This is a genomic window from Wenzhouxiangella psychrophila (assembly GCF_042310375.1).
GTDB lineage: Bacteria > Pseudomonadota > Gammaproteobacteria > Xanthomonadales > Wenzhouxiangellaceae > Wenzhouxiangella.
Genome location: NZ_JBHJMQ010000002.1, coordinates 383,197 through 403,748 on the forward strand (window position 1 = coordinate 383,197; position 20,552 = coordinate 403,748).

The following is a 20,552-nucleotide window of genomic DNA, read 5'->3' on the forward strand; positions in this document are numbered from 1 at the left end:
TCAGCTCTTTCGCTCCGACAGCGGCAAGACGTTGTCACTCTCGTCCTTGGGCCGATCCATGACCACGGTTTCCCCGAGATCAGCGTCGGCGTGATCGCCGAGCTCGGGCAAGGGGCGACGGGCCGGCTTGTGTTGAAGGTACCCGTGGCGTTCCTCGAGTCGATTGGCCATATCGTTGAAGACCCGGAACAGCGGCGCGAAGACGTCTTGCCGTTCGCTATCGAGCCGGGCATCGTACTGGCCGCGAGCGATGCGCTGCAGGCCCCGGCTGACGCGTTGAATGGAGCGCTGCTGACGCCGCACCAGCAGGCTGAAACCGATGCCGACCACCACCAGGGTTACGGCGAACACGAGTGCGAGCATGGTCAGCGTTGTCTGCGCGGCCGATTCCAGTTGAGCGCCGTCGACACCCAGCTGGACCTCGCCGATGCGCCGGGCCTGGAAGCGGACCGGCGTCTGGAATTCCAGGTTGCCGTTCTCCCGGGTCAGAAGGCGAACGCCGCCCTGCTCACGCTCGATGGTGGCTCGTCCCGGCATCGGGCGCGGCTCACCCTGCAGAAACGGGTCGGTGGAAGCCTGGACTTTGCCGTCACGGTCGGCGATATGCAGGTAAGTGATCCGGGGATTGACCGAAAAATCGGAAACCAGGTTGGACAGGGCCGTGGTGTCGTCGAGCAGGAGCGCCTCGGCGGTTTCCCGTGCGACGACGCTTGCCAGCGCATCACCGTAGCCGTAGGTGGATTCCGTCATGGCCCGGGTCTGGCTCTGGTAAATCCAAGCCAGGCCGCCGCCGAGCACGACGACCAGCGCCAGCCATAACGCCGCCAGCCAGCGCCAGATGCCCGGCTGGCCGCGCACCATATTGAGCAGGCCACGGTCGAGGTCGGCGCGAATCTCCTGCAATTCTTCGAGGACCAGCAAGCCGCTGGCCGGCCTCGCCTCGGGGTCCTTGGCGAGCAGGCGATGGACCAGCTCGATCAGGTCGACAGGCGTGCGGTCGTCTTCGGGCTGCAGGCGCGCAGGGGCGCGATGGACGATCTGATGAATCAGGGCGCCGATCGAGTCGGCCTTGAATGGAACGCTTCCGGCGAGCAATCGATAGAGTACGACACCGAGTGCGTAGAGGTCGGCCCGACCGTCCAGGTCGCTGCCCTGTATCTGCTCCGGGGCCATGTACTTGGGTGTGCCGACGATGGCTTCGAATTTCTCTCCGTCAGCCTGTTTGGAGTCGCCGATAGCGGCGATGCCGAAGTCCACCAGCTTGACCAGGCCGGACTCCGCGTCGAAATAAATGTTGGACGGCTTGACGTCGCGGTGAATGACGCCGCAATTATGGGCGTAATCCAGGGCGCCGGCCAGCTGTATGCCAATGGCGAGGATCTCGCGGGTGTCCAGGCGGCCGCCGTCGTTCAGGTACTCCTCCAGGCTCTGGCCGCGGAGCCGTTCCATGACCAGGAAGGGCAGCCCTTCGTGCTGGCCGACATCGAAGACCGTGACGATATTGGCATGGCTCAGGCCGCCTGCCGAGCGGGCTTCACGCAGGAATCGCTGACGGCTTTTGAGATCGCGTGCATAGCGTTCGCGCAGGACCTTGACCGCAAGATGACGATTGATATGGGGGTCGAACGCCTCATAGACGATCGACATCGAGCCCCGACCGAGTTCGCGCTCGATTTTATAGCGGCCGATGCGTTCCACTGAATTCCCTTCCTTGACCCTTTGGAGGCCATGGTAACCCATTGCCACTCAAGTTCTATTCAAGATCGGCGCAGGTAGAAGTGGATGGCCACCCAGTCATACAGGGCGTGAACGATCATGGGAACCAGCAGATTGCCGGTCCAGTGATACAGCAGGCCGAGATACAGCCCCATCAGCGTGGCCAGCACGAAGTAGCTTAACGTTACGGTGTGCGCGACGCCGAACAGCAGCGAGGCGCACAGAATTCCGATAACCGGACTCCAGGCCTCGCTCAGGCCAGCCTGGATGACGCCGCGAAAAAGCAGCTCCTCGCCGATGCCGGCGAGGATCGAAACGAGGACAACCGCGCCCGGCCAGGCGTTGTGGAACAGGATTCGCAGAAAACGGCGAACCAGGGCGGTGAGTTCACTGGCCCATTGCCAGCGAGCCGCAGGAAGCGCGAGCAGGCTTGCAGCCAGTGGCAACGTGGCCGCCAGGCTGAATGCCAGCGCCGGCCCCGATAACTCCATATCGCGCCACCAGGCCAGGCCGAACAACCAGCCCAGCCCGACGGCCAGGATGACCACGCCGCCCTGGAAGAGCAGGGCGGTGGTCAAGGGACGTGAACGCGTACTCAGTTGTCCTGGTTCCCGGTCGATTCATCGCCCGGCGTCGCGGCCGCGCTTGTTTTTCCGGCAGTCTTTTTCTTGGCTGTTTTCCGAGCCGCCTTTTTCTTCGTGCTCTTCTTGCGACTGGCCTTTTTCGAAGCGCCGGCGCCTCCCGAGCCGTTGTTGTCGCGCTCGAGGATGGCCGCCACGCCCATGCCGCCGGCCGTGCAAATCGAGATCAGGCCCCGGCCGGAACCGGCCTTCTGGAGGATATGGGCCAGGGTGGAGACGATGCGCGCCCCGGTGGCGGCAAATGGATGGCCGATGGCGACCGAACCGCCGTGGACATTCATGCGGCTGCGATCGATGCTGCCCAGCGGGCCGTCCAGGCCCAGGCGCTCCTTGCAGTAGGTTTCACTCTCCCAGGCCTTGAGCGTGCAAAGCACCTGGGCGGCGAAGGCTTCGTGGATCTCGTAGAAATCGAAATCCTGGAGTTTGAGGTCGGCGCGCTGCAGCATTTCGGCGACGGCCACGGTCGGCGCCATGAGCAGCCCTTCGTCACCGTCGACGTAGTCGACCGCGGCCGTGCGTGAATGCGTCAGCCAGGCGAGGACCGGCAGGTCGTGTTCGCGCACCCATTCCTCGGAAGCCAGCAGGACTGCGGCCGCACCGTCGGACAGGGAGGTGGAATTGCCGGCGGTCAGCGTGCCGTGCTTCGAGCGGTCGAACGCCGGCTTGAGGCTGGACAGTTTCTCCATGGACGAGTCCGGGCGCACGATGTTGTCCCGAATGACACCGTTGTGCGGCTTGACCAGGTCGTCGAAGAAGCCCGAATCCCAGGCTTCGGCAGCCTTGTGGTGGGATTCCAGCGCCAGGTCGTCCTGTTCCTTGCGAGTGACATGCCACTCGCGCGCCATGCGCTCGCAGTGCTGGCCCATCGACAGGCCGGTGCGCGGTTCGGAATTGCGCGGCGGTTGCGGCGCCAGCTCGGAGAAGCTGAATCCCTTGAAGGCCTTCAGTTTCTGGCCGAAGGTTTTGGCCTTGTTGAGCTGCATCAAGCGCTGGGCGAAGCGGCGCTGGAAAACGATCGGCACGTCGGACGTCGTGTCGGTGCCCCCGACCAGGGCGCATTCGATCTCGCCCGAGGCGATCTGGCTGCCGGCCAGCATGGCGGCCTGCAGGCTGGTGCCGCAGGCCTGCTGCATGGTGACTGCCGGCGTCAGCGGCGAGAGGTCGGTCGAGAGCACGGCTTCGCGGGCCAGGTTCCAGTCCTTGGAGTGGGTGGTGACCGCACCCGCGATGACCTGGTCGAGCTTTTTGCCTGACAGATGGTAGCGATCGACCACGCCCTGGAAGACAGCGCTGAGCATGTCCAGGTTGCTCTGGTCGGCATACAGGCTGCCGGACCGGCAGAACGGAATGCGGCTGCCGCCGACAATGGCGATTCGGCGCAGGTTCTTGTCGGGCATCAGGACGCCTCCTTGTCGGCTTTCTTGTCGGCTTTGCGGGATTCGAGATAGTGCATCGGGCCGCCGCGGAAGGGCGCGAACCCGGTGCCGAAGATCATGCCGGCGTCGAGCAGGTCGGCATCCTCGACCACCTTGTCGGCCAGGCAGGACCGGCATTCATCGAAGTAGGGCTGCATGAGCTGTTCGGCCAGCTTGTCGAGATCGTGACCCTTGTGGGCGTCGTCTTCGCGCTGAGGCTTGCCATCCTTCCAGCGGTAGAAGCCCTCGCCGGATTTCTTGCCCAGCTTGCCGGCTTCGACCATTTCCTCGAGCACTTTGCGGTCTTCGCCGGCGTCGTCGCCCATCAGCGTCTTGATGACACCCAGCCCGACATCCAGGCCGACGGTGTCGGCCAATTCCACCGGCCCCATGGGCATGCCGAATCGCTCGGCGGCCTTGTCCAGCGCTTCCTTGGGTACGCCTTCGCGGTGCATCTTCATGGCATTGCGCATATAGGGGCCGAGTACGCGGTTGACCAGAAAGCCGGGCGTGGATGTGACCGGCAGGGCGTACTTGCCGATCTGGGTGGCGAAGCTTGAGCCGTCATTGACCCGGTCGGTATTGGATACTTTGTTGTCGTAGACAATCTCGACCAGTGGCATCTTGGCCACCGGGTTGAAAAAGTGCAGCCCGATCAGGCGCGACGGGTCGTTGAGTACGTCGGCGAGTTCGGATAGCGGGATGGCGGACGTGTTGGTGGCCAGGATCGCATCGCGCGAGGCTTCCTTGTCGACCTTGGCGAACAGTTCGCGCTTGGCCTCGCGGTCCTCGAAGATGGCCTCGATGATCACGTCGGCCTGGCTCAGGCCCTTGCCCTCGACATCGGCAATCAACCTCGATCTGGCCGCGGCCACGGCCGTCGGCGTCTTGAGCTTGCGCTTGAACAGCTTGCCGGCGCGCTTGAGGGCCGGTTCGATGTATTTCATCTCGCGGTCCTGGAGGGTGACCTCCAGCCCGCGCAAGGCGCACCAGGCCGCGATATCCCCGCCCATGACGCCGGCACCGATGACGTGGACGCGGCGTGCGGTGAATTCGCTGCGCTTGCCTTGTGCCTTGAGTGCTTCCATCAGGCGGAAGACGCGGCGCAGGTTGCGGGAGGTCTCGCCGGCGAGGAGCTTGGGCACTTCCTCGGCCTCGATGCGGATCATGCGCGCGCACGAGTCGCCGTTTGCCTCGAAGGCGTCGATCAGTTTGTAAGGCGCGGGGTAGTGTTCCTTGCGGGCCTTGCGTGCGGTCTGCTTGCGCATCTGTCCGGCCAGGAACTTCCGCACCGGCCCCCAGGTGGTGGCGCGCGCGGTCAGGCCCGGCTTGCGCGACTTGCGCTTCTTCAGCACCGCGTTGCGCGCCGCCCAGCGCAGCGAGCCGTGCCGATTGACGGTCTGGTCGATCAGGCCGAGCCCCTTGGCGGCTCTTGCCCTGAGCATCTTGGCGGTGAGCATGATCTGCATCGCCTGCAAGCCACCCATGGCGCGGATGCTTCGACCGGAGCCGCCGAAGCCGGGGTAGATGCCGAGATTGACTTCCGGGAAGCCGATGCGCGTGTGTTCGGCGTCGAGCGCGATGCGATAGTCGAAACACAGCGCCAGTTCGAGTCCGCCGCCCAGACAGTAGCCCTCGAAGGCCACGACTGTGGGAAAGGGCAGGTCGTCGATGCGCTGGAAAAGCTTGTGGACTTCGCGAACGTTGCTGCGCAGTTCGTCGACGTCGTCGGTGGCGTCGAATTCGCGCACATCCGCGCCGACGATGAAGGACTTGGGCTTGCCCGACATCAGGACCAGGCCGGTGGGATGGTCGGCTTCAAGCCGGCCGATGATCGAGTCGAGCTCTTCGAGGACCTGCGAGCCGAGGCTGTTCACTTTCTCGTCGTCGCGGTCGAGGTAGAGCCAGGCTATGCCGTCGAGATCGGATTCCAGCCGCCAGTGCCTTCCGGCGCTGGTTTGCGAGGCAGTCGATGCCATCCGGAACTACTCCATTCTGGTGCGTATGGTTAGCTTATCACCATGTATCGCTGCTTGTGTCGCTATGCGCGTGCTCAGGGCAGTTCGACGCCGAGGCGGGCCATGAGCGCGACGATCTGCGTGAGCGGCAGGCCGACCAGCGCGGTCGGGTCATCGCTGGTGATGCGCTCGACCAGGCAGATTCCCAGGGCTTCGCTCTTCATCGAGCCGGCACAGTCGAAAGGCCGATCGGCGTCGACGTAACGCTCGATCTGACGGCGGTCGAGTTTTCGCATGGCTACAACGGTGGGCACGTCGGCGGTGTGTTCTTCATGATCCCGACGAACGGTAACAGCCGTGTGGAACACGACCTCGGCGCCGCTGCAGAACGCCAGCTGATCGATGGCCCGATCACGGCCGCCGGGTTTGCCCATCAGGCGCCCGCGGCACTCGGCGACCTGATCGGATCCGATCACCACGGCCCCGGGCCTGATGCGGGCGACGGCGGCGGCCTTGGCGCGGGCAAGGCGCTCGGCCAGGGCCGCTCCGGATTCGCCCTCGGCGGGCGATTCGTCGACATCCGGGGAGAGTTTCTCGAAGTCCCATCCGAGCCGCGTCAGGAGTTCGGCCCGATAGGGCGAGCCGGAGGCGAGGACGATCTTGTGCGGGGGGCGGGATTCAGGCATCGCGCAAAGTGTTGTGAAAGCTGTTTGAGTGGTATAATGATCGGCTTATGTCGCGAGACTTTCCAGACTGGATCGACCCGCACAAGGCGGCAGCCGCCGGTCGGGAATTCAGCGGTACGGTTCCGCTGGCGCGCCTGACTCGCCTGGAGGGCATGATAGCCGATCCGGGCGAGTCCGAAATCGGCTTTCGGGTCGTTTTCGGGTACGACGAGCAGCGCCAGGTCCGGGCCGAAGTTTCTGTCAGTGGGCGGGTACCGCTTCGCTGCCAGAGGTCGCTGAAAGTTTTCGAGCATCCGATCGAGAGCCGGTCGGTCGTGGGCATCGTTCCCGACGATCGTACGGCCGATTCGTTGCCCGAGGACTACGAGCCGCTGCTGTGCCCGGACAACAAGGTCGAGCTGGTTCGCCTGATCGGCGAGGAGGTCCTGCTGGGATTGCCGCTGGTGCCGATCGATCCGGCATCGCCCAAGGTGGGCGAAGAAGCGCCGACTTCGGACACGTACCGGCCCTTCGCGGAGCTGGCCGACGAGCTGCGAAGGAATCGTGACAAGGACAAATGACACAGGAGTATTGAGCAATGGCTGTTCAGAAGAGTCGCAAGACCCCGTCGCGTCGCGGCATGCGTCGTTCGCACGATAGCCTCAGCGGTCCGACGCTGGCGGAAGAATCGACCACGGGCGAAATCCATCGTCGCCACCACGTATCCGCCGAGGGCTTCTACCGCGGTCGGCAGGTCGTGGAAGTAGCCCCCGAAATCGACGAAGAAGAGCTCGAAGAAACCCAGGGCTGACCGGCCCGACCTGAATCGTGGCTTTGCAGCAACGTGCCAGCGTTGCCGTCGACGCAATGAGCGGCGACGGCGGGCTCGATATCGCCATGGCTGCAGTGCGTCGTGCCCTGAAGGACGATGCGCAGCTGCGAGTGGATCTGGTGGGCGAGCCGGGGCAGCTGCGCGAGGCGCTGGATTCGGCCGGCTTGAAAGAGGGCGATCGAATCGCGCTGGTTGCCGCCGATCAGGTACTGCCCATGGATGCAGGCCCGGCGCAGGCGCTGCGGCACGGCGGTGGAAGCAGCATGCAGGTCGCGCTCGAGCGGGTCGCTGGCGGCCAGGGTTCTGCGATGGTCAGCGCCGGCAACACGGGCGCCCTGATGGCGCTGTCGCGGCAGGTGCTGGGCATGCTGCCGGGAATCGAGCGGCCGGCCTTGATGGCGGCCCTGCCGACGGCGAACGATGACGTCTGGGTGCTCGACCTGGGTGCCAACGTCGGCGTCAACGCACATCGTCTGCGCGAATTCGCCCAGTTGGGCAACACCACGGTCCGCGTGCTGCAAAGCCGTTCGCCGCGCATCGGCTTGCTCAATATCGGTCAGGAACCGAGTAAGGGGCCTGACGTGGTTCGCGAGGCCGCCCGGTTGATCGACGCGGAACCCGGGCTGGCGTTTCATGGGTTCGTCGAGGCCGATCAGGTGTTTGCCGGGGAGGTCGACCTCGTCGTCTGCGATGGCTTTGCGGGCAACGTGCTGCTCAAGAGCGCCGAGGGCATGGCGCGACTCCTGTTCGGGCAACTGCGCGGTGAGCTCAGAGGCTGGCGCGCGGCGCTGGTTCGCCGGTCGCTCTTGCGCGTGTATGACAAGCTCGATCCGGCCCGGCATAATGGGGCCCCGCTGCTGGGCGTGCGCGGAATCGTGATCAAGAGTCACGGCGGCGCATGTGAGCGCGGTTTCGCAACGGCCATCGGCCTGGCCGCACTCGAGGCGCGAAGGAACCTGATTCCGGAGCTCGAGGAAGCGCTCTGGGCCAGTTACTGACCGACACGCAGGGACAAACCAACACAATGTACGCTCGCATCATCGGCACCGGACGCTATCTACCCGAGAAAATCCTGACCAACAAGGACCTCGAGCAGATGGTCGATACCAGCGATCAGTGGATCCAGGATCGAACCGGAATCCGCCAGCGACATGTCGCGGCCGAGGACCAGACCACTTGCGATCTGGCTGAAATGGCGGCTCGCCAGGCGATGGAGGATGCCGGCCTCAAGCCGGGCGACATCGATCTGCTCCTGGTGGGTACGACCACCCCGGATGTGATCTTTCCGTCGACCGCCTGCCTGCTCCAGCACCGTATGGGCATGGCCGAATGCGGTGCTTTCGACATCAACGCGGCCTGCTCGGGTTTCATCTACGCGCTGTCGGTAGCCGACCAGTACATCCGCAACGGCACGGCCCGCAACGTGCTCGTGGTCGGTGCCGAGACGCTCACGCGGATGCTCGACTGGAACGATCGCTCGACCTGTGTCCTGTTCGGCGATGGTGCCGGCGCGGCGGTGCTGACCGCCGACGAGAACCCGGGCATCCTGTCGACGCACATCCACGCCAACGGCGGCTACAGCGACCTGCTCAAGGTCGATGTCGGGGTCTCGCGCGGTTTCAAGGCCGAGGCGCGCGGCGGCGTCTCGGTGTCGATGAAAGGCAACGAGGTCTTCAAGGTGGCGGTCAACACCCTCGGGCGGATCGTCGACGAAACCCTGGCGGCCAACAATCTCGACAAGGAAGACCTCGACTGGCTGATCCCGCACCAGGCCAATCTGCGCATCATCAAGGCAACGGCCAAGAAACTGAAGATGTCGATGGACCAGGTCGTGGTCACCGTGGATCGCCACGGCAACACCTCGGCTGCATCCGTGCCGATGGCCCTGGACGAAGCCCTGCGCAGTGGACGCATTCAGCGCGGCGACAAGCTGCTGCTCGAGGCCTTTGGCGGCGGTTTCACCTGGGGCGCGGCGCTCGTCGCCTACTGATCGCCTTTCCACGACCCGCACTCATTTCATCGCATTCCATTGTCAGGGGAGGACGCATGACGGATTTTGCATTGCTGTTTCCGGGACAGGGTTCGCAGTCGGTGGGCATGCTGCAAGCGCTGGCCGGCCGATACGACCGGGTTCGGCAAACTTTCGAAGAAGCCGGCGAGGTGCTGGATACCGACCTGTGGAAAGTTGTCAGCGAGGGGCCGCAAGAGGAACTCAACAGAACCGAGATCACGCAACCTGCGGTGCTGACCGGCACCACTGCGGTGTGGCGGATCTGGCAGGACCTGGGCGGGCCGACGCCGGCGCGTCTGGCCGGGCACAGCCTGGGCGAATATTCGGCGCTGGTCGTGGCCGGTGCACTGGATTTTCCGACCGCCGTCGCTCTCGTATCCGAGCGCGGCCGCCAGATGCAGGCTGCCGTTCCCGAAGGCGTGGGCGCGATGGCTGCCATACTCGGCCTGGAAGACGAAGTCGTCACCGCCATCTGCCGTGAAGTGGCCGAGGACCAGGTTGTCGTGCCGGCGAATCACAATTCGCCCGGCCAGATCGTGATTGCCGGCCACGCCGCCGCCGTGGAACGGGCGTTGCACAAATGCAGCGAAGCCGGTGCGCGGCGCGCGGTCAAGCTGCCGGTCAGCGTACCTTCGCATAGCCCGCTGATGCAGCCGGCGGCGGAGGCAATGCGCGATATTCTGGCCGACACCGAAATCGCTGTACCGAACATCCCGGTCGTTCACAATTGCGATGTCCTCGTGCACGAAAAAGCTGACGACATACGCGATGCGCTCGTGCAGCAATTGACCAGTCCCGTACGCTGGACCGAGTCGGTGCGGTCGATCTGTGACGCGGGTATCATGGACCTGGCCGAATGCGGGCCGGGAAAGGTGCTCTGCGGCCTGGGTCGCCGCATCGAGCGCCAGGCTCGCTGGGTCCCGCTCGAGGATCCCGAAACCCTGGAAAAGACGATCAGCAGCTACAAGGAGTCGCAGTGATGACGCCCGAAACGGCAAATCGTATCGACGGTCGTGTGGTCCTGGTCACCGGAGCCAGCCGCGGCATCGGGCGGGCGACGGCCGACTGGCTCAAGGCCATGGGCGGTGATGTGTTCGGAACCGCCACGTCACCGGACGGCGCCGAGCGAATTTCCGCGCGGATCGGCGAAGGCCGCGGCCTGGTTCTCGACATCACCGATCCCGAGGCCATCACCGAAACGGTCGCGACCATCAAGGAGCGCTCCGGCGCCGTGACCGTGCTGGTCAACAATGCCGCCATAACGCGCGATCAACTGCTGATGCGGCTCAAGGACGACGACTGGGACGCGGTACTCGATACCAATCTCAGAGGTGTGATGCGCATGACCCGAGCCTGCCTGAGGGGCATGCTCAAGGAAAAGTCCGGCCGCATCATCGGGATTTCGTCGGTGGTCGGCTACAGCGGTAATCCGGGTCAGAGCAACTATGCCGCTGCCAAGGCCGGCGTGGCGGGTTTCTCGCGGTCCATTGCGCATGAGCTCGGTAGCCGCGGCATCACGTCCAACGTCGTCGCACCCGGCTTTATCGAAACCGACATGACGGCCGAGCTCGACGAGAAACAGCGCGCGCGTCTGACCGAGTCGATTCCCCTCAATCGGCTCGGAGCGGTTGAAGACGTGGCCGCGGCTGTTGGCTTCCTCGCCAGCGACGCCGGGGGCTACCTGACGGGTCAAACGCTGCATGTCAACGGCGGCATGTATATGACCTGAAGCTTTAAGAGGCTTTTTTAAACTATTGATTTTTAATTTTAGTTATTCGTCAGGGCCGGGGGCGCAAGGCGTTATTTCGGTACCTGAAAACTGGCAGTGAGCGGATTTGTTCACTACAATGTGCCCGCTTTGGGCAACCCTTATCAACGAGGAAATCAGAAATGAGCAGCATTGAAGAACGCGTCAAGAAAATCGTGATCGAACAGCTGGGCGTCAAGGAAGAAGAAGTCACCCCCAGCGCTTCCTTTGTCGACGACCTGGGTGCCGACTCGCTGGACACGGTGGAGCTGGTCATGGCCCTGGAAGAAGAGTTCGAGTGCGAGATTCCCGACGAAGAGGCCGAAAAGATCACCAGCGTTCAGCAGGCGATCGATTACATCAAGGCCAACGTCGACAATTGATGTCGACTTTGAGGTCTGCTCTCACAGTCTTTCGTCATTGAATAACGGAGTCGCACATGCAGGGTGACCGCCGCATCGTCATTACCGGCATGGGTTGTATTTCGCCCGTGGGCAACGACGTGGCCAGTGCCTGGGATGCCATCTGCAATGGTCGCAGTGGTATCGGGCCCCTCGAGGCCTTCGATCCCGAGCGTTTTTCGGCCAGGATTGCCGGCGAAATCCATGGGTTCGACGTCGGTGAGTATCTGTCGCCCAAGGAAGCGCGCAAGTGCGATACGTTCATCCACTATGGCATGGCTGCCTCGATGCAGGCCATCGCCGATGCCGGGCTGAGCGACAGTGAAGAGGACGCCGAACGAATCGGGTTGGCGATCGGCTCGGGGATCGGCGGCATCTCGACCATCGAGCAGACCTACAACACGTACCTCGAAAGTGGGCCCCGCCGTATCTCGCCGTTTTTCATTCCCGGCGTGATCATCAACATGATCGCGGGCAACCTCTCGATCAAGTACGGTTACCAGGGTCCGAACATTTCGATCGTGACCGCCTGTACCACGGCCACCCACAATATCGGCGACGCCGCACGCATCATTGCCTACGGCGATGCCGACGTGATGGTTGCCGGCGGCGGTGAGTTCGGAACGACACCGACAGCCTACGGCGGCTTCACCTCGGCCAAGGCGCTGTCCACGCGCAACGACGAACCGGAGAAGGCCAGTCGGCCCTGGGACGTCGATCGCGACGGCTTCGTGCTTAGCAACGGGGCCGGCATCGTTGTGCTGGAAGAGCTCGAGCATGCGAAAAAACGCGGTGCGACCATCTACGCCGAAGTAGCCGGCTACGGAATGAGCGGCGATGCCTATCACATCACGTCACCCTCGGAAGGGGGCGAAGGCGCGGCACGCTGCATGACCAACGCCATGCGCGATGCCGGCGTCGATCCCTCGGAAGTGGGCTACATCAACGCGCACGGCACGTCCACCCAGCTTGGGGACCGGGCGGAGTGCGCCGCCGTCAGGACCTGCCTGGGGGATGATGTCGGTAGCGTGATGATGAGTTCGACCAAGTCGATGACCGGGCACCTGCTGGGTGCGGCCGGTGGCGTGGAGGCCATCTTTACCGCACTGGCATTGCGTGACGGGGTGATCCCGCCGACGATCAATCTCGACGAAGTCGATCCAGACTGCCGCGATATCGATCTCGTGCCCCACCAGGCGCGCGAAAAGCCGATCAGCGTTGCCATGAGCAATTCCTTCGGTTTCGGCGGCACCAACGGCACGCTGCTGCTGAAACGATTTGAATGACCTGTGCGGCGCGTGAGCTGACGGCGCCCGCGTCGTTGCTCGCCCTTCACCGGCAGTTTCCCGATCAATGGCCCTACCTGCTTGCCAGTTCGGCATCGGCCGGCAAGCTCGGTCGCTGGTCGCTGCTGCTGCGCGCAGCCGATGAGGCGCCCCTGATACTCGACCAGGCCGCCGTTGGCGCCGGCCCCGGTTTTCTGGATGAACTGGCCGATCGCCAGCGCGAGGCCGAATCGGAATCGTCCGATCGCCGGTTTCCCTTCTGCGGCGGATGGTTTGTCTATCTGGGTTACGAACTGGCCGGCGAAATCGAGCCCGGACTCAAACTTGCCCGTTCGCGCGACGGCTTGCCGGCGGCACTGGCCCGGCGCTGTCGTTCGGCGCTGTTGCACGATCACCTCGACGATCGTTACTGGCTCGTGGCAGAGGACCAGGCGGAACTGGCCAGGGCAGGGGACGATATCGAACGGCTCGATGACCGCAGCGACCCGGGCGGAGCGGCCCCGCCCGAACTCGATCTGAACGCCGACCCCGGTGAGCGATTCAAGTCCGGCGTCGAGCGCATCCGCGACTACATTCGAGACGGTGATGTCTTCCAGGTGAACCTCTCGCGTGGATGGGAAGCGACTGGCCGGGAAGCGATCGACCCGGCTTCGATTTACCGGGCCCTGGCCGGTTCCAATCCGGCACCCTTCGCCGCGCTGGCGCGTCTGCCCGGCGGCACCGTGGTTTCTTCCTCGCCCGAGCGGCTGGTGAGTGTCGACGGCGAGTTCGTGCAGACCCGCCCCATCGCCGGCACCCGGCCGCGGGGCCAGTCCGAGGAAGCGGATTCCCGGCTGACCAGCGAGTTGGTGTCCCACCCCAAGGAGCGCGCCGAACACATCATGCTGATCGACCTGGAGCGCAACGACCTGGGCCGTGTGTGCCGGATTGGCAGTATCGAAGTCGACGAACTGATGGTGATCGAGTCCTACGCCCACGTGCACCACATCGTCTCCAACGTGCGCGGACTGCTGCGCGAGGGGATGACCGCGGCCGACGTGATCCGGGCGGTGTTTCCCGGCGGCACGATTACCGGCTGCCCCAAAGTACGCTGCATGGAAATCATCGCGGAACTGGAGCAGCAGGGGCGCGGATGCTACACGGGTGCGTTGGGGTACCTGGGCCGGGACGGCCGCATGGATCTGAATATCCTGATTCGTTCCATGGTGGTCGGCGGCAACCGCATCACCTTCCGTACCGGGGCGGGTATCGTGGCCGATTCGGACCCCGCAGCGGAACTGGCCGAAACCGAAGACAAGGCCCGCGGGCTGCTGGCCGCGATCGGTCATGGTTGACGCGCTGGTCAACGGCGAACCCTGCAACGTCGTGCCACTCGACGACCGCGGGCTGCTCTACGGAGACCACCTCTTCGAAACGGTTGCTTTCGTATGCGGCCGGGCGCCGCTCTGGGATCGGCATATGGCTCGCCTGGCGCGCGACGCCCGGCGCTTGTTGATGCCGGAAGTCGATCCCGATTTGCTTGCGGCCGAGTGCGCCCGGCTGGTTGACGGTCAACGCCGTGCGGTCGTTCGCATCACCCTGACCCGTGGCAGCGGCGGTCGTGCCTACGAGCCACCGGATGCCCCCCGGCCACGCCGCATCCTGGCGCGTCGCCCCTGGTCGGCGACAATTGACCAGGTCCGCACGGAAGGCATTGTGCTGCACACCAGCCCCGTTCGCCTGTCGGTGGGGCGGGAACTGGCCGGCATCAAGCACGGCAATCGCCTCGAGCAGGTTCTGGCCGCCGAGCACGCCCGGCGGGCGGGCGTCGACGAGGCGGTTCTGTTCGATGTCGACGGTCGGCTGGTCGAGGCGATTGCGGGCAACCTGGTTCTCCTCATCGATGGCAAGGCGGTCACGCCCCGGCTTGCCGGTTCGGGCGTGGCCGGCGTTGGTCTCGAGTGGTTGGGTGAGCGCCTCGGAAGCGATCTGGCTACTCGCGAGCTTGATGCCGAAAACCTGCGGCGGGCGGAGAGTGCCATGGTGATAAACTCGGTCGCCGGTATCCGGCCGGTGCGGAAACTCGATGATCGTGCTCTGGAGATCAGCGAGACGTGCCGCCGCTGGCAGCGACTCTGGGACGAATTGTTCGAATGCGAAGATTGATCATCGGGATCCTGTTGATCGCCGTGCTCATCGCCGGCGCGGCGGCCTGGCTGTTTCAGGACTGGCAGCAGTTCCGTCAGCGCCCCTTGACCGAGGACGGCCCGGTCAACCTGTGGCTGGACAGCGGTACAAGCTTCCGGGGAATGGTCCGGAAGCTGGAGCTTCTGGGCGTATCCCGGTTCGACTGGCGCTGGCGCGTGCTCGGGCGAATCGACGCTCCCGTTCTGCGCGCCGGCGAGTATCGCATCGAGCCGGGGATGAGCGTTTCTGATGCCATCGCGATGATCGCGGCCGGTCGCGTACGCAAGCACCGCTTCACCATTGTCGAGGGCTGGACGGTGAGCGAACTGCGTGCCGAGCTGGCGGTCGATCCGAGGCTGCGCCGGGTCGCGGCCGGTTTCGCGGAAGGCGAACTGATGCAGCACCTCGACTGCGACGGTTGCCAGCCCGAAGGCCGATTTCTGCCGGAAACTTACTTCTTCGTCCGCGGTTCCAGCGACCTCGAACTGCTCGAGCGGGCTTATGAAGACATGGCCGACGCGCTGGAGCGGGCCTGGGCGAACCGTGACGAGGGCCTGCCCCTTGACGATCCCTACGAACTGCTCGTCCTGGCTTCGCTGATCGAGCGCGAAACCGGCCAGGCCGATGAGCGCGCCCGCATCGCCGGGGTTTTCGTGCGGCGACTGGAGCAAGGCATGCGGCTGCAGACCGACCCGACCGTCGTCTACGGCCTGGGCGAGGACTTCGAGGGCAGACTGCGCCGGGTGCACCTGACCACCGACCACCCCTGGAATACCTACACCCGGCACGGCCTGCCGCCGACGCCGATCGCGCTACCGGGGCGTGCCTCGCTGGAAGCGGCCGCCCGCCCGGCCGATGGGACGGCCCTGTATTTCGTGGCCCGCGGTGACGGCAGCCACAAGTTCTCGGACACCCTGGCGGAGCACAATGCCGCCGTCAACCGCTATATCCGGGGGCGATGATGCGTCGCGGTCGATTCATTACGCTCGAAGGCGGTGAGGGTGCCGGCAAGACGACCGCCATGCACACCGTGCGTTCCTGGCTGGCCGAGCGCGGCCGCGAGGTGATCGTCACGCGTGAGCCGGGCGGCACGGCGGCGGCGGAGCGCATCCGGGCGCTGCTGCTCGACCCGGATAACGGGCCGCTGACGCCCATGAGCGAACTGCTCTTGATGTTCGCCGCCCGCCAGGAAAACCTCGCCGGTGTCATCCGGCCTGCGCTGGCGCGGGGCACGGACATCATCTGTGATCGGTTCACCGACGCCAGCCGCGCCTATCAGGGTGCTGGCCGGCAATTGGGCTCCGAAGCGGTCGAGACCCTGGCCGGCCTGGTCCATCCCGACCTGCAGCCCGACCTGACGCTTCTACTGGATGTGCCGGTGGCCGTGGGCATGGAGCGCATACGCGGTCGCGAGGGCGGGCCCGATCGCATGGAACAGAGCCGTCCGGAATTTCTCGAGCGTGTACGCCAGGCCTATCTGGCCCAGGCGCGGCTGGAACCGGGACGGTTCGTGGTCATCGACGCGGCGCGCGGGCTCGAGGACGTCACCGCAGCCATCGAGAGCGCCTTGTCGGAGAGGCTGACTTGATGCTTCCCTGGCTGGATTCAACCTGTCGTTCCCTGAGGGAGCGGATCGAGGCAAAGCGCCTGGGGCATGCTCCCCTGATCCACGGCCCGCGAGGGATCGGCAAGCGCGTCCTCGGTGACTGGCTGGCGCAGCTGTTGCTGTGCAGCCGGCCCGGGGCGTCGGGCGGCTGTGGCGACTGCCAGAGCTGCCGCCTCTTCGACGGGGGTACGCACCCCGACCGGTTCGTCGTTGAGGTCCCCGAAGACAAGCAGGGGATTGGCGTCGACCAGGTGCGCGACCTGATCGAGCGCCTGCAGTTGACCGCTTCCCTGGGCGGCAACCGCGTCGGGCTGATCCCGCAGGCCGATGCAATGAACCGTAATGCCGTTAATGCCCTGCTCAAGACGCTGGAAGAGCCGCCGCAGGATGCCTGGTTGATCCTGCTCAGCGAGCAACCGGCACGGCTGCCGGCCACCGTGCGCTCTCGTTGCCAGCAGCTGGCGCTGAGGGCTCCCGCGCGCGATCTGGCCGAGCAGTGGCTGGCCGAATCCTGCCCGGATGCCGGTGAGGTGGAACGGGAAGCCGCACTCGAGCTCAGCGCGGACGCCCCCCTGGCGGCGCGCGAAATGCTCGATACGGGAGGCCTGGAGACGGGGCTGTCGCTGCTCGATGATCTGCTCGAATCGAAACCCCATGCCGAGGTTCTGGAGCGCTGGCAGGTCGACCCGGCGGCGAGTTGGACGTGGATCGCGCGCTGGATGTCGGTCATCATGGCGCGCGCCAGTGGAGCCGGTGGCAGGCATCCCCCCGGGAGGCGCCTGCCCGAGCGGGTTAACCGGCGCGAATTGGCCCGCCTCTGGCAGATGGCCCTGGACGGGCGCCGAGAGGCCACCAGGGGAGTGGTTCGGCAGGACCTGCTTCTGGGCCGTTGGCTGCTAGAATGGGAGGCGTGTCAAACGGCGCGGAAATGACTTCATGGCCCAGAAAGGCATTCTCTCCTACAACATCGAAAACAAGCAGGAGCTCTACGGCGCCTACATGCCGTTCTTGATCAACGGCGGCCTGTTCGTTCCCACACGCAAGGAATTCCGGCTCGGTGACGAGGTGTTGATCCTGCTTGGCCTGATGGGCGAAGAGCGCATCGCGATTCCCGGTAAAGTGGCATGGCTGACGCCGTCCGGCGGGGGGCGAGCGGCCAACAGCGGGGTGGGCGTGCAGTTTTCGGACAGTGCCGAGGGCCAGCAGGCGCAGAGCACGATCGTGTCGCTGCTGGCGGGCATGCTCGACAGCGACAAGCCGACCCGAACGATTTAATTTTCAATTATTTCAATACATCAATTTCCAAACAATGACCAATGAGTCATTGAAAATTGACTAATCGCTCCATCATCCATGTCGACATGGATGCTTTCTACGCCAGCGTTGAACAGCGCGATCATCCCGAACTGCGCGGTCGCCCGGTCATGGTCGGCGGCGGAAGCAGCCGTGGCGTCGTCGCTGCCGCCAGCTACGAAGCCAGACAATATGGTGTGCGCTCGGCCATGCCCGGAGCGAGGGCCAGGCGACTGTGCCCTTCCGGTGTCTTTGTCTCGGCGCGCTTCGACCGTTACCGGGAAGTCTCCCGGGAAGTGTTCGACCTGATGGGCGCATTCAGCGACCGTATTGAAGGTCTCAGCCTCGATGAAGCCTTTATCGATGTCAGCGATCAGGTAAATCTCGACGGTCAGTCTCTTTCCGGGATCGGCAGCCTTCTCAAGCGGCGCATTGCCGAGCAGACCGGCCTGACCGCCTCGGTCGGCATGGCGCACAACAAGTTGCTGGCCAAGATCGCTTCCGACTACGACAAGCCCGACGGCCTGGTTCATATTCCGGTCGACCGGGTCCAGCGCTTTCTCGATCCATTGCCGATTCGCCGTCTCTGGGGTATTGGTCCGAGAACGGCGGAGAAGCTGCACGATATCGGTGTGTTTACCGTCGGCCAGCTGCGGCGAACCGGCCTGGATGTGCTTTCCCGCCTGTTCGGCGACCATGCGCTGGAGCTGATCGAACGCGCCGCCGGCATCGATGAGCGGGAAGTCAATTCAGAGCGTGTGCGCCGTTCGATCAGCCAGGAAACCACTTTCCGGGAAGACCGCCACGATATCGACAAGTTGGTGAGTGTCATGGCCGGCCAGGCGGACAAGGTGGCCCGTCGTTTGGCGGAGCGAGGACTCTATGCGCGCACGGTGACCATCAAACTGCGCTCGAGCGGCTTTTCGACCATCACGCGCAGCCAGTCCCTGGGCGGGCACACGCGCAGCGCCGAGCGAATTCTCTCGGGTGCGCGTGAGTTGCTGGAAAGCTGGGCCGGATGGCGCAGCCAGTTTGCCGTGCGCCTGATCGGCGTCGGCGTGTCCGGGTTGTCCGAGCGGCCGGACGAATCCGACATGCTCCAATGAAGGCGCGTTTTTCGTTGTTTCAGTCTTCGGAACTGCGCGCCTCGCCGTAGAGATCGCGCAGTTCGCGTCGCAGGATCTTTCCGACATTGGTCTTGGGGAGCTCGTCGACGAACTCGACGTACTTGGGTACCTTGTAGCCGGTCAGTTCCTTGCGACAGAATTCGCGCAGTTCCTTGACGGTCAGCGAATCATCCTTGCGCACCACCACGGCCTTGACCACTTCGCCGGATTTCTCGTCCGGGGCGCCGATGGCACCGACTTCCAGCACCTTCGGATGGTTCGCTATGATGTCCTCGACCTCGTTGGGGTAGACGTTGAAGCCCGAGACGAGAATCATGTCCTTCTTGCGGTCGACGATATAGAAGTAACCCTTCTCGTCCATCTTGGCCATGTCGCCGGTACGCAGCCAGCCATCCTCGCCGAGCACCTTTGCCGTTTCCTCGGGGCGATTCCAGTAGCCTTGCATGACTTGCGGGCCACGCACGCACAATTCGCCGGTCTCGCCCTGCGGCAGGGGATTGCCGTCGCCGTCGATCACGCGACACTCGGTCGAAGAGATGGGCAGGCCGATGGCGCCGTTGTATTCTTCCAGGTCCATCGGGTTGATACAGGCCGCCGGTGATGTTTCGGTCAGGCCGTAGGCCTCGACGAGGGTTACGCCGGTCACCTTCTTCCATCGTTCGGCCACCGCACGCTGCACGGCCATCCCACCGCCGAGCGTCATTCGCAGATTGGAAAAATCGAGGTCCTCGAAGCCGGGGGTGTTGAGCAAGCCGTTGAACAGGGTGTTGACACCGGTGATGGCGGTGAACTTGACCTTGCCCAGCTCCTTGACGAATCCGGCCATATCGCGCGGGTTCGTGATCAGCACGTTGCGCCCGCCGAGCTTGATGAAGACCAGGCAGTTCGCCGTCAGCGCGAAGATATGGTAGAGGGGCAGGGCGGTGATGATCGTTTCCTTGCCGATGTCGAGTCGTCCGCCCAGCCAGGCCGATGCCTGCTGCATGTTGGCAACCATGTTGCCGTGCGTCAGGACCGCGCCCTTGGATACACCGGTGGTGCCGCCGGTGTACTGTAGAAAGGCGATGTCGTCATGCGCGAGTTTCACCGGAAGGAACTGTTCGTTGGCGCCTTCCCTGAGCAACGCGTTGAATGGCCGGGTGTTGGGGAGATTGTAGGCCGGCACCATCTTCTTGACGTAGCGTACGGCAAAGTTCGTCAGGGCGCCCTTGAGGCCGCCGAGCATGTCGCCCATGCGCGTTAGAACGATGTGTTCGATCTGGACGTCGTCGATGACCGCCTCGAGCACACTGGCGAAGTTGTCCATGATGACGATCGCCTTCGCGCCCGAGTCGTTGAGCTGGTGCTTGAGCTCCCGGGCCGTGTAGAGCGGGTTGGTGTTGACCACGACCAGGCCGGCCCGCAGGGCGCCGAAAACCGCGATCGGATACTGCAGCACGTTGGGCATCATGATGGCGATACGGTCGCCCTTTTCCAGGCCCATGGCCTGCAGGCGGGCGGCGAACGCGGCACTGTGCCGGTCCACCTGTCCGAACGTGAGCTCGGCGCCGAAGTTGACGTAGGCGACCTTGTCCCGGAATTCGTTGCAGCTGGTGTCGATCACGTCGACGACCGAATCGAACTCCCCCATGTCTATTTCGGTCGGCACCCCTTCCGGATAGTGCTCGAGCCAGGGCTTGTCGCTCATC

At 64.3% G+C, this 20,552-nt stretch carries 21 protein-coding genes; 15 read left to right on the top strand and 6 right to left on the bottom strand.

The features are described 5' to 3' along the window. From ACDC66_RS04390 to ACDC66_RS04410, 5 genes are all read right to left on the bottom strand, one after another. Entirely contained in the window at positions 1 to 1,698 is a 1,698-nt protein-coding gene (locus ACDC66_RS04390) for a serine/threonine-protein kinase (RefSeq protein WP_376695453.1), read from the bottom strand. Between the two features lie 59 nt (positions 1,699 to 1,757). Beyond that, positions 1,758 to 2,294, bottom strand: coding sequence for a CPBP family intramembrane glutamic endopeptidase (locus tag ACDC66_RS04395; protein WP_376695454.1), 537 nt, complete (start codon positions 2,292 to 2,294; stop codon positions 1,758 to 1,760). Between the two features lie 17 nt (positions 2,295 to 2,311). Continuing rightward, positions 2,312 to 3,754 carry an acetyl-CoA C-acetyltransferase gene (locus ACDC66_RS04400; RefSeq protein ID WP_376695455.1) on the bottom strand — a complete coding sequence of 481 codons (1,443 nt, stop codon included), beginning with the start codon at positions 3,752 to 3,754 and terminating at the stop codon, positions 2,312 to 2,314. Continuing rightward, positions 3,754 to 5,751 carry a 3-hydroxyacyl-CoA dehydrogenase NAD-binding domain-containing protein gene (locus ACDC66_RS04405; protein ID WP_376695456.1) on the bottom strand — a complete coding sequence of 666 codons (1,998 nt, stop codon included), beginning with the start codon at positions 5,749 to 5,751 and terminating at the stop codon, positions 3,754 to 3,756. The genes ACDC66_RS04400 and ACDC66_RS04405 overlap by 1 nt, the downstream gene beginning before the upstream one ends. 74 nt (positions 5,752 to 5,825) lie before the next feature. Continuing rightward, positions 5,826 to 6,416: a Maf family protein gene (locus ACDC66_RS04410; RefSeq protein ID WP_376695457.1), complete on the bottom strand. Its 591-nt coding sequence runs from the start codon at positions 6,414 to 6,416 to the stop codon at positions 5,826 to 5,828. A gap of 47 nt (positions 6,417 to 6,463) precedes the next feature. Between ACDC66_RS04410 and ACDC66_RS04415 the strand changes: the two genes are divergently transcribed. The 15 genes from ACDC66_RS04415 to ACDC66_RS04485 all read left to right on the top strand — a co-directional run bounded on the left by ACDC66_RS04415 (position 6,464) and on the right by ACDC66_RS04485 (position 18,843). Continuing rightward, positions 6,464 to 6,976 (top strand): YceD family protein, encoded by a 513-nt coding sequence (locus ACDC66_RS04415; RefSeq protein ID WP_376695458.1) that lies wholly within the window; start codon positions 6,464 to 6,466, stop codon positions 6,974 to 6,976. Positions 6,977 to 6,993: 17 nt separating this feature from the next. After that, positions 6,994 to 7,206, top strand: a complete 213-nt coding sequence (rpmF, locus tag ACDC66_RS04420) for a 50S ribosomal protein L32 (protein ID WP_376695459.1) — start codon at positions 6,994 to 6,996, stop codon at positions 7,204 to 7,206. Positions 7,207 to 7,223: 17 nt separating this feature from the next. Then, entirely contained in the window at positions 7,224 to 8,225 is a 1,002-nt protein-coding gene (gene plsX / locus ACDC66_RS04425; protein ID WP_376695460.1) for a phosphate acyltransferase PlsX, read from the top strand. A 26-nt stretch (positions 8,226 to 8,251) separates the two neighbouring features. After that, positions 8,252 to 9,217, top strand: coding sequence for a beta-ketoacyl-ACP synthase III (locus tag ACDC66_RS04430; RefSeq protein WP_376695461.1), 966 nt, complete (start codon positions 8,252 to 8,254; stop codon positions 9,215 to 9,217). A 56-nt stretch (positions 9,218 to 9,273) separates the two neighbouring features. Then, positions 9,274 to 10,218: an ACP S-malonyltransferase gene (gene fabD, locus ACDC66_RS04435; protein WP_376695462.1), complete on the top strand. Its 945-nt coding sequence runs from the start codon at positions 9,274 to 9,276 to the stop codon at positions 10,216 to 10,218. Next, positions 10,218 to 10,967, top strand: a complete 750-nt coding sequence (gene fabG / locus ACDC66_RS04440; protein WP_376695463.1) for a 3-oxoacyl-ACP reductase FabG — start codon at positions 10,218 to 10,220, stop codon at positions 10,965 to 10,967. Before fabD ends, fabG begins: the two co-directional genes overlap by 1 nt. 161 nt (positions 10,968 to 11,128) lie before the next feature. Then, positions 11,129 to 11,368 (top strand): acyl carrier protein, encoded by a 240-nt coding sequence (acpP, locus tag ACDC66_RS04445; protein WP_376695464.1) that lies wholly within the window; start codon positions 11,129 to 11,131, stop codon positions 11,366 to 11,368. A gap of 56 nt (positions 11,369 to 11,424) precedes the next feature. Further along, complete coding sequence (gene fabF, locus ACDC66_RS04450) at positions 11,425 to 12,672, top strand: beta-ketoacyl-ACP synthase II (RefSeq protein ID WP_376695465.1); 1,248 nt, start codon at positions 11,425 to 11,427, stop codon at positions 12,670 to 12,672. Continuing rightward, positions 12,669 to 14,006, top strand: coding sequence for an aminodeoxychorismate synthase component I (locus ACDC66_RS04455; RefSeq protein WP_376695466.1), 1,338 nt, complete (start codon positions 12,669 to 12,671; stop codon positions 14,004 to 14,006). Before fabF ends, ACDC66_RS04455 begins: the two co-directional genes overlap by 4 nt. After that, positions 13,999 to 14,817 carry an aminodeoxychorismate lyase gene (gene pabC, locus ACDC66_RS04460; protein ID WP_376695467.1) on the top strand — a complete coding sequence of 273 codons (819 nt, stop codon included), beginning with the start codon at positions 13,999 to 14,001 and terminating at the stop codon, positions 14,815 to 14,817. Before ACDC66_RS04455 ends, pabC begins: the two co-directional genes overlap by 8 nt. Next, the gene (gene mltG, locus ACDC66_RS04465; protein WP_376695468.1) at positions 14,805 to 15,800 is read left to right on the top strand and encodes an endolytic transglycosylase MltG; all 996 of its coding nucleotides are present in this window, start codon (positions 14,805 to 14,807) and stop codon (positions 15,798 to 15,800) included. Before pabC ends, mltG begins: the two co-directional genes overlap by 13 nt. Beyond that, a complete protein-coding gene (tmk, locus tag ACDC66_RS04470; RefSeq protein WP_376695469.1) occupies positions 15,797 to 16,426 on the top strand; it encodes a dTMP kinase in 630 nt (209 codons plus the stop codon). Before mltG ends, tmk begins: the two co-directional genes overlap by 4 nt. Further along, positions 16,426 to 17,376 carry a DNA polymerase III subunit delta' gene (holB, locus tag ACDC66_RS04475; RefSeq protein WP_376695470.1) on the top strand — a complete coding sequence of 317 codons (951 nt, stop codon included), beginning with the start codon at positions 16,426 to 16,428 and terminating at the stop codon, positions 17,374 to 17,376. The genes tmk and holB overlap by 1 nt, the downstream gene beginning before the upstream one ends. A 4-nt stretch (positions 17,377 to 17,380) precedes the next feature. Next, positions 17,381 to 17,719 carry a PilZ domain-containing protein gene (locus ACDC66_RS04480; RefSeq protein WP_376695471.1) on the top strand — a complete coding sequence of 113 codons (339 nt, stop codon included), beginning with the start codon at positions 17,381 to 17,383 and terminating at the stop codon, positions 17,717 to 17,719. A gap of 56 nt (positions 17,720 to 17,775) precedes the next feature. Beyond that, a complete protein-coding gene (locus tag ACDC66_RS04485) occupies positions 17,776 to 18,843 on the top strand; it encodes a DNA polymerase IV (protein ID WP_376695472.1) in 1,068 nt (355 codons plus the stop codon). Positions 18,844 to 18,862: 19 nt separating this feature from the next. Here the strand turns inward: ACDC66_RS04485 and ACDC66_RS04490 are convergent, their stop codons facing one another. After that, on the bottom strand, positions 18,863 to 20,551 hold the full coding sequence (locus ACDC66_RS04490) for an AMP-binding protein (RefSeq protein WP_376695473.1): 1,689 nt from the start codon (positions 20,549 to 20,551) through the stop codon (positions 18,863 to 18,865). Position 20,552 lies beyond the last annotated feature (1 nt).

Bases quoted from the DNA above. Each gene is read 5' to 3' on its own strand.
- ACDC66_RS04400 (WP_376695455.1), bottom strand. From the start codon at position 3,754: ATGCCCGACAAGAACCTGCGCCGAATCGCCATTGTCGGCGGCAGCCGC.
- ACDC66_RS04405 (WP_376695456.1), bottom strand. From the start codon at position 5,751: ATGGCATCGACTGCCTCGCAAACCAGCGCCGGAAGGCACTGGCGGCTG.
- ACDC66_RS04410 (WP_376695457.1), bottom strand. From the start codon at position 6,416: ATGCCTGAATCCCGCCCCCCGCACAAGATCGTCCTCGCCTCCGGCTCG.
- ACDC66_RS04415 (WP_376695458.1), top strand. From the start codon at position 6,464: ATGTCGCGAGACTTTCCAGACTGGATCGACCCGCACAAGGCGGCAGCC.
- rpmF (WP_376695459.1), top strand. From the start codon at position 6,994: ATGGCTGTTCAGAAGAGTCGCAAGACCCCGTCGCGTCGCGGCATGCGT.
- ACDC66_RS04430 (WP_376695461.1), top strand. From the start codon at position 8,252: ATGTACGCTCGCATCATCGGCACCGGACGCTATCTACCCGAGAAAATC.
- fabD (WP_376695462.1), top strand. From the start codon at position 9,274: ATGACGGATTTTGCATTGCTGTTTCCGGGACAGGGTTCGCAGTCGGTG.
- fabG (WP_376695463.1), top strand. From the start codon at position 10,218: ATGACGCCCGAAACGGCAAATCGTATCGACGGTCGTGTGGTCCTGGTC.
- acpP (WP_376695464.1), top strand. From the start codon at position 11,129: ATGAGCAGCATTGAAGAACGCGTCAAGAAAATCGTGATCGAACAGCTG.
- fabF (WP_376695465.1), top strand. From the start codon at position 11,425: ATGCAGGGTGACCGCCGCATCGTCATTACCGGCATGGGTTGTATTTCG.
- ACDC66_RS04455 (WP_376695466.1), top strand. From the start codon at position 12,669: ATGACCTGTGCGGCGCGTGAGCTGACGGCGCCCGCGTCGTTGCTCGCC.
- pabC (WP_376695467.1), top strand. From the start codon at position 13,999: ATGGTTGACGCGCTGGTCAACGGCGAACCCTGCAACGTCGTGCCACTC.
- mltG (WP_376695468.1), top strand. From the start codon at position 14,805: ATGCGAAGATTGATCATCGGGATCCTGTTGATCGCCGTGCTCATCGCC.
- tmk (WP_376695469.1), top strand. From the start codon at position 15,797: ATGATGCGTCGCGGTCGATTCATTACGCTCGAAGGCGGTGAGGGTGCC.
- holB (WP_376695470.1), top strand. From the start codon at position 16,426: ATGCTTCCCTGGCTGGATTCAACCTGTCGTTCCCTGAGGGAGCGGATC.
- ACDC66_RS04480 (WP_376695471.1), top strand. From the start codon at position 17,381: ATGGCCCAGAAAGGCATTCTCTCCTACAACATCGAAAACAAGCAGGAG.
- ACDC66_RS04490 (WP_376695473.1), bottom strand. From the start codon at position 20,551: ATGAGCGACAAGCCCTGGCTCGAGCACTATCCGGAAGGGGTGCCGACC.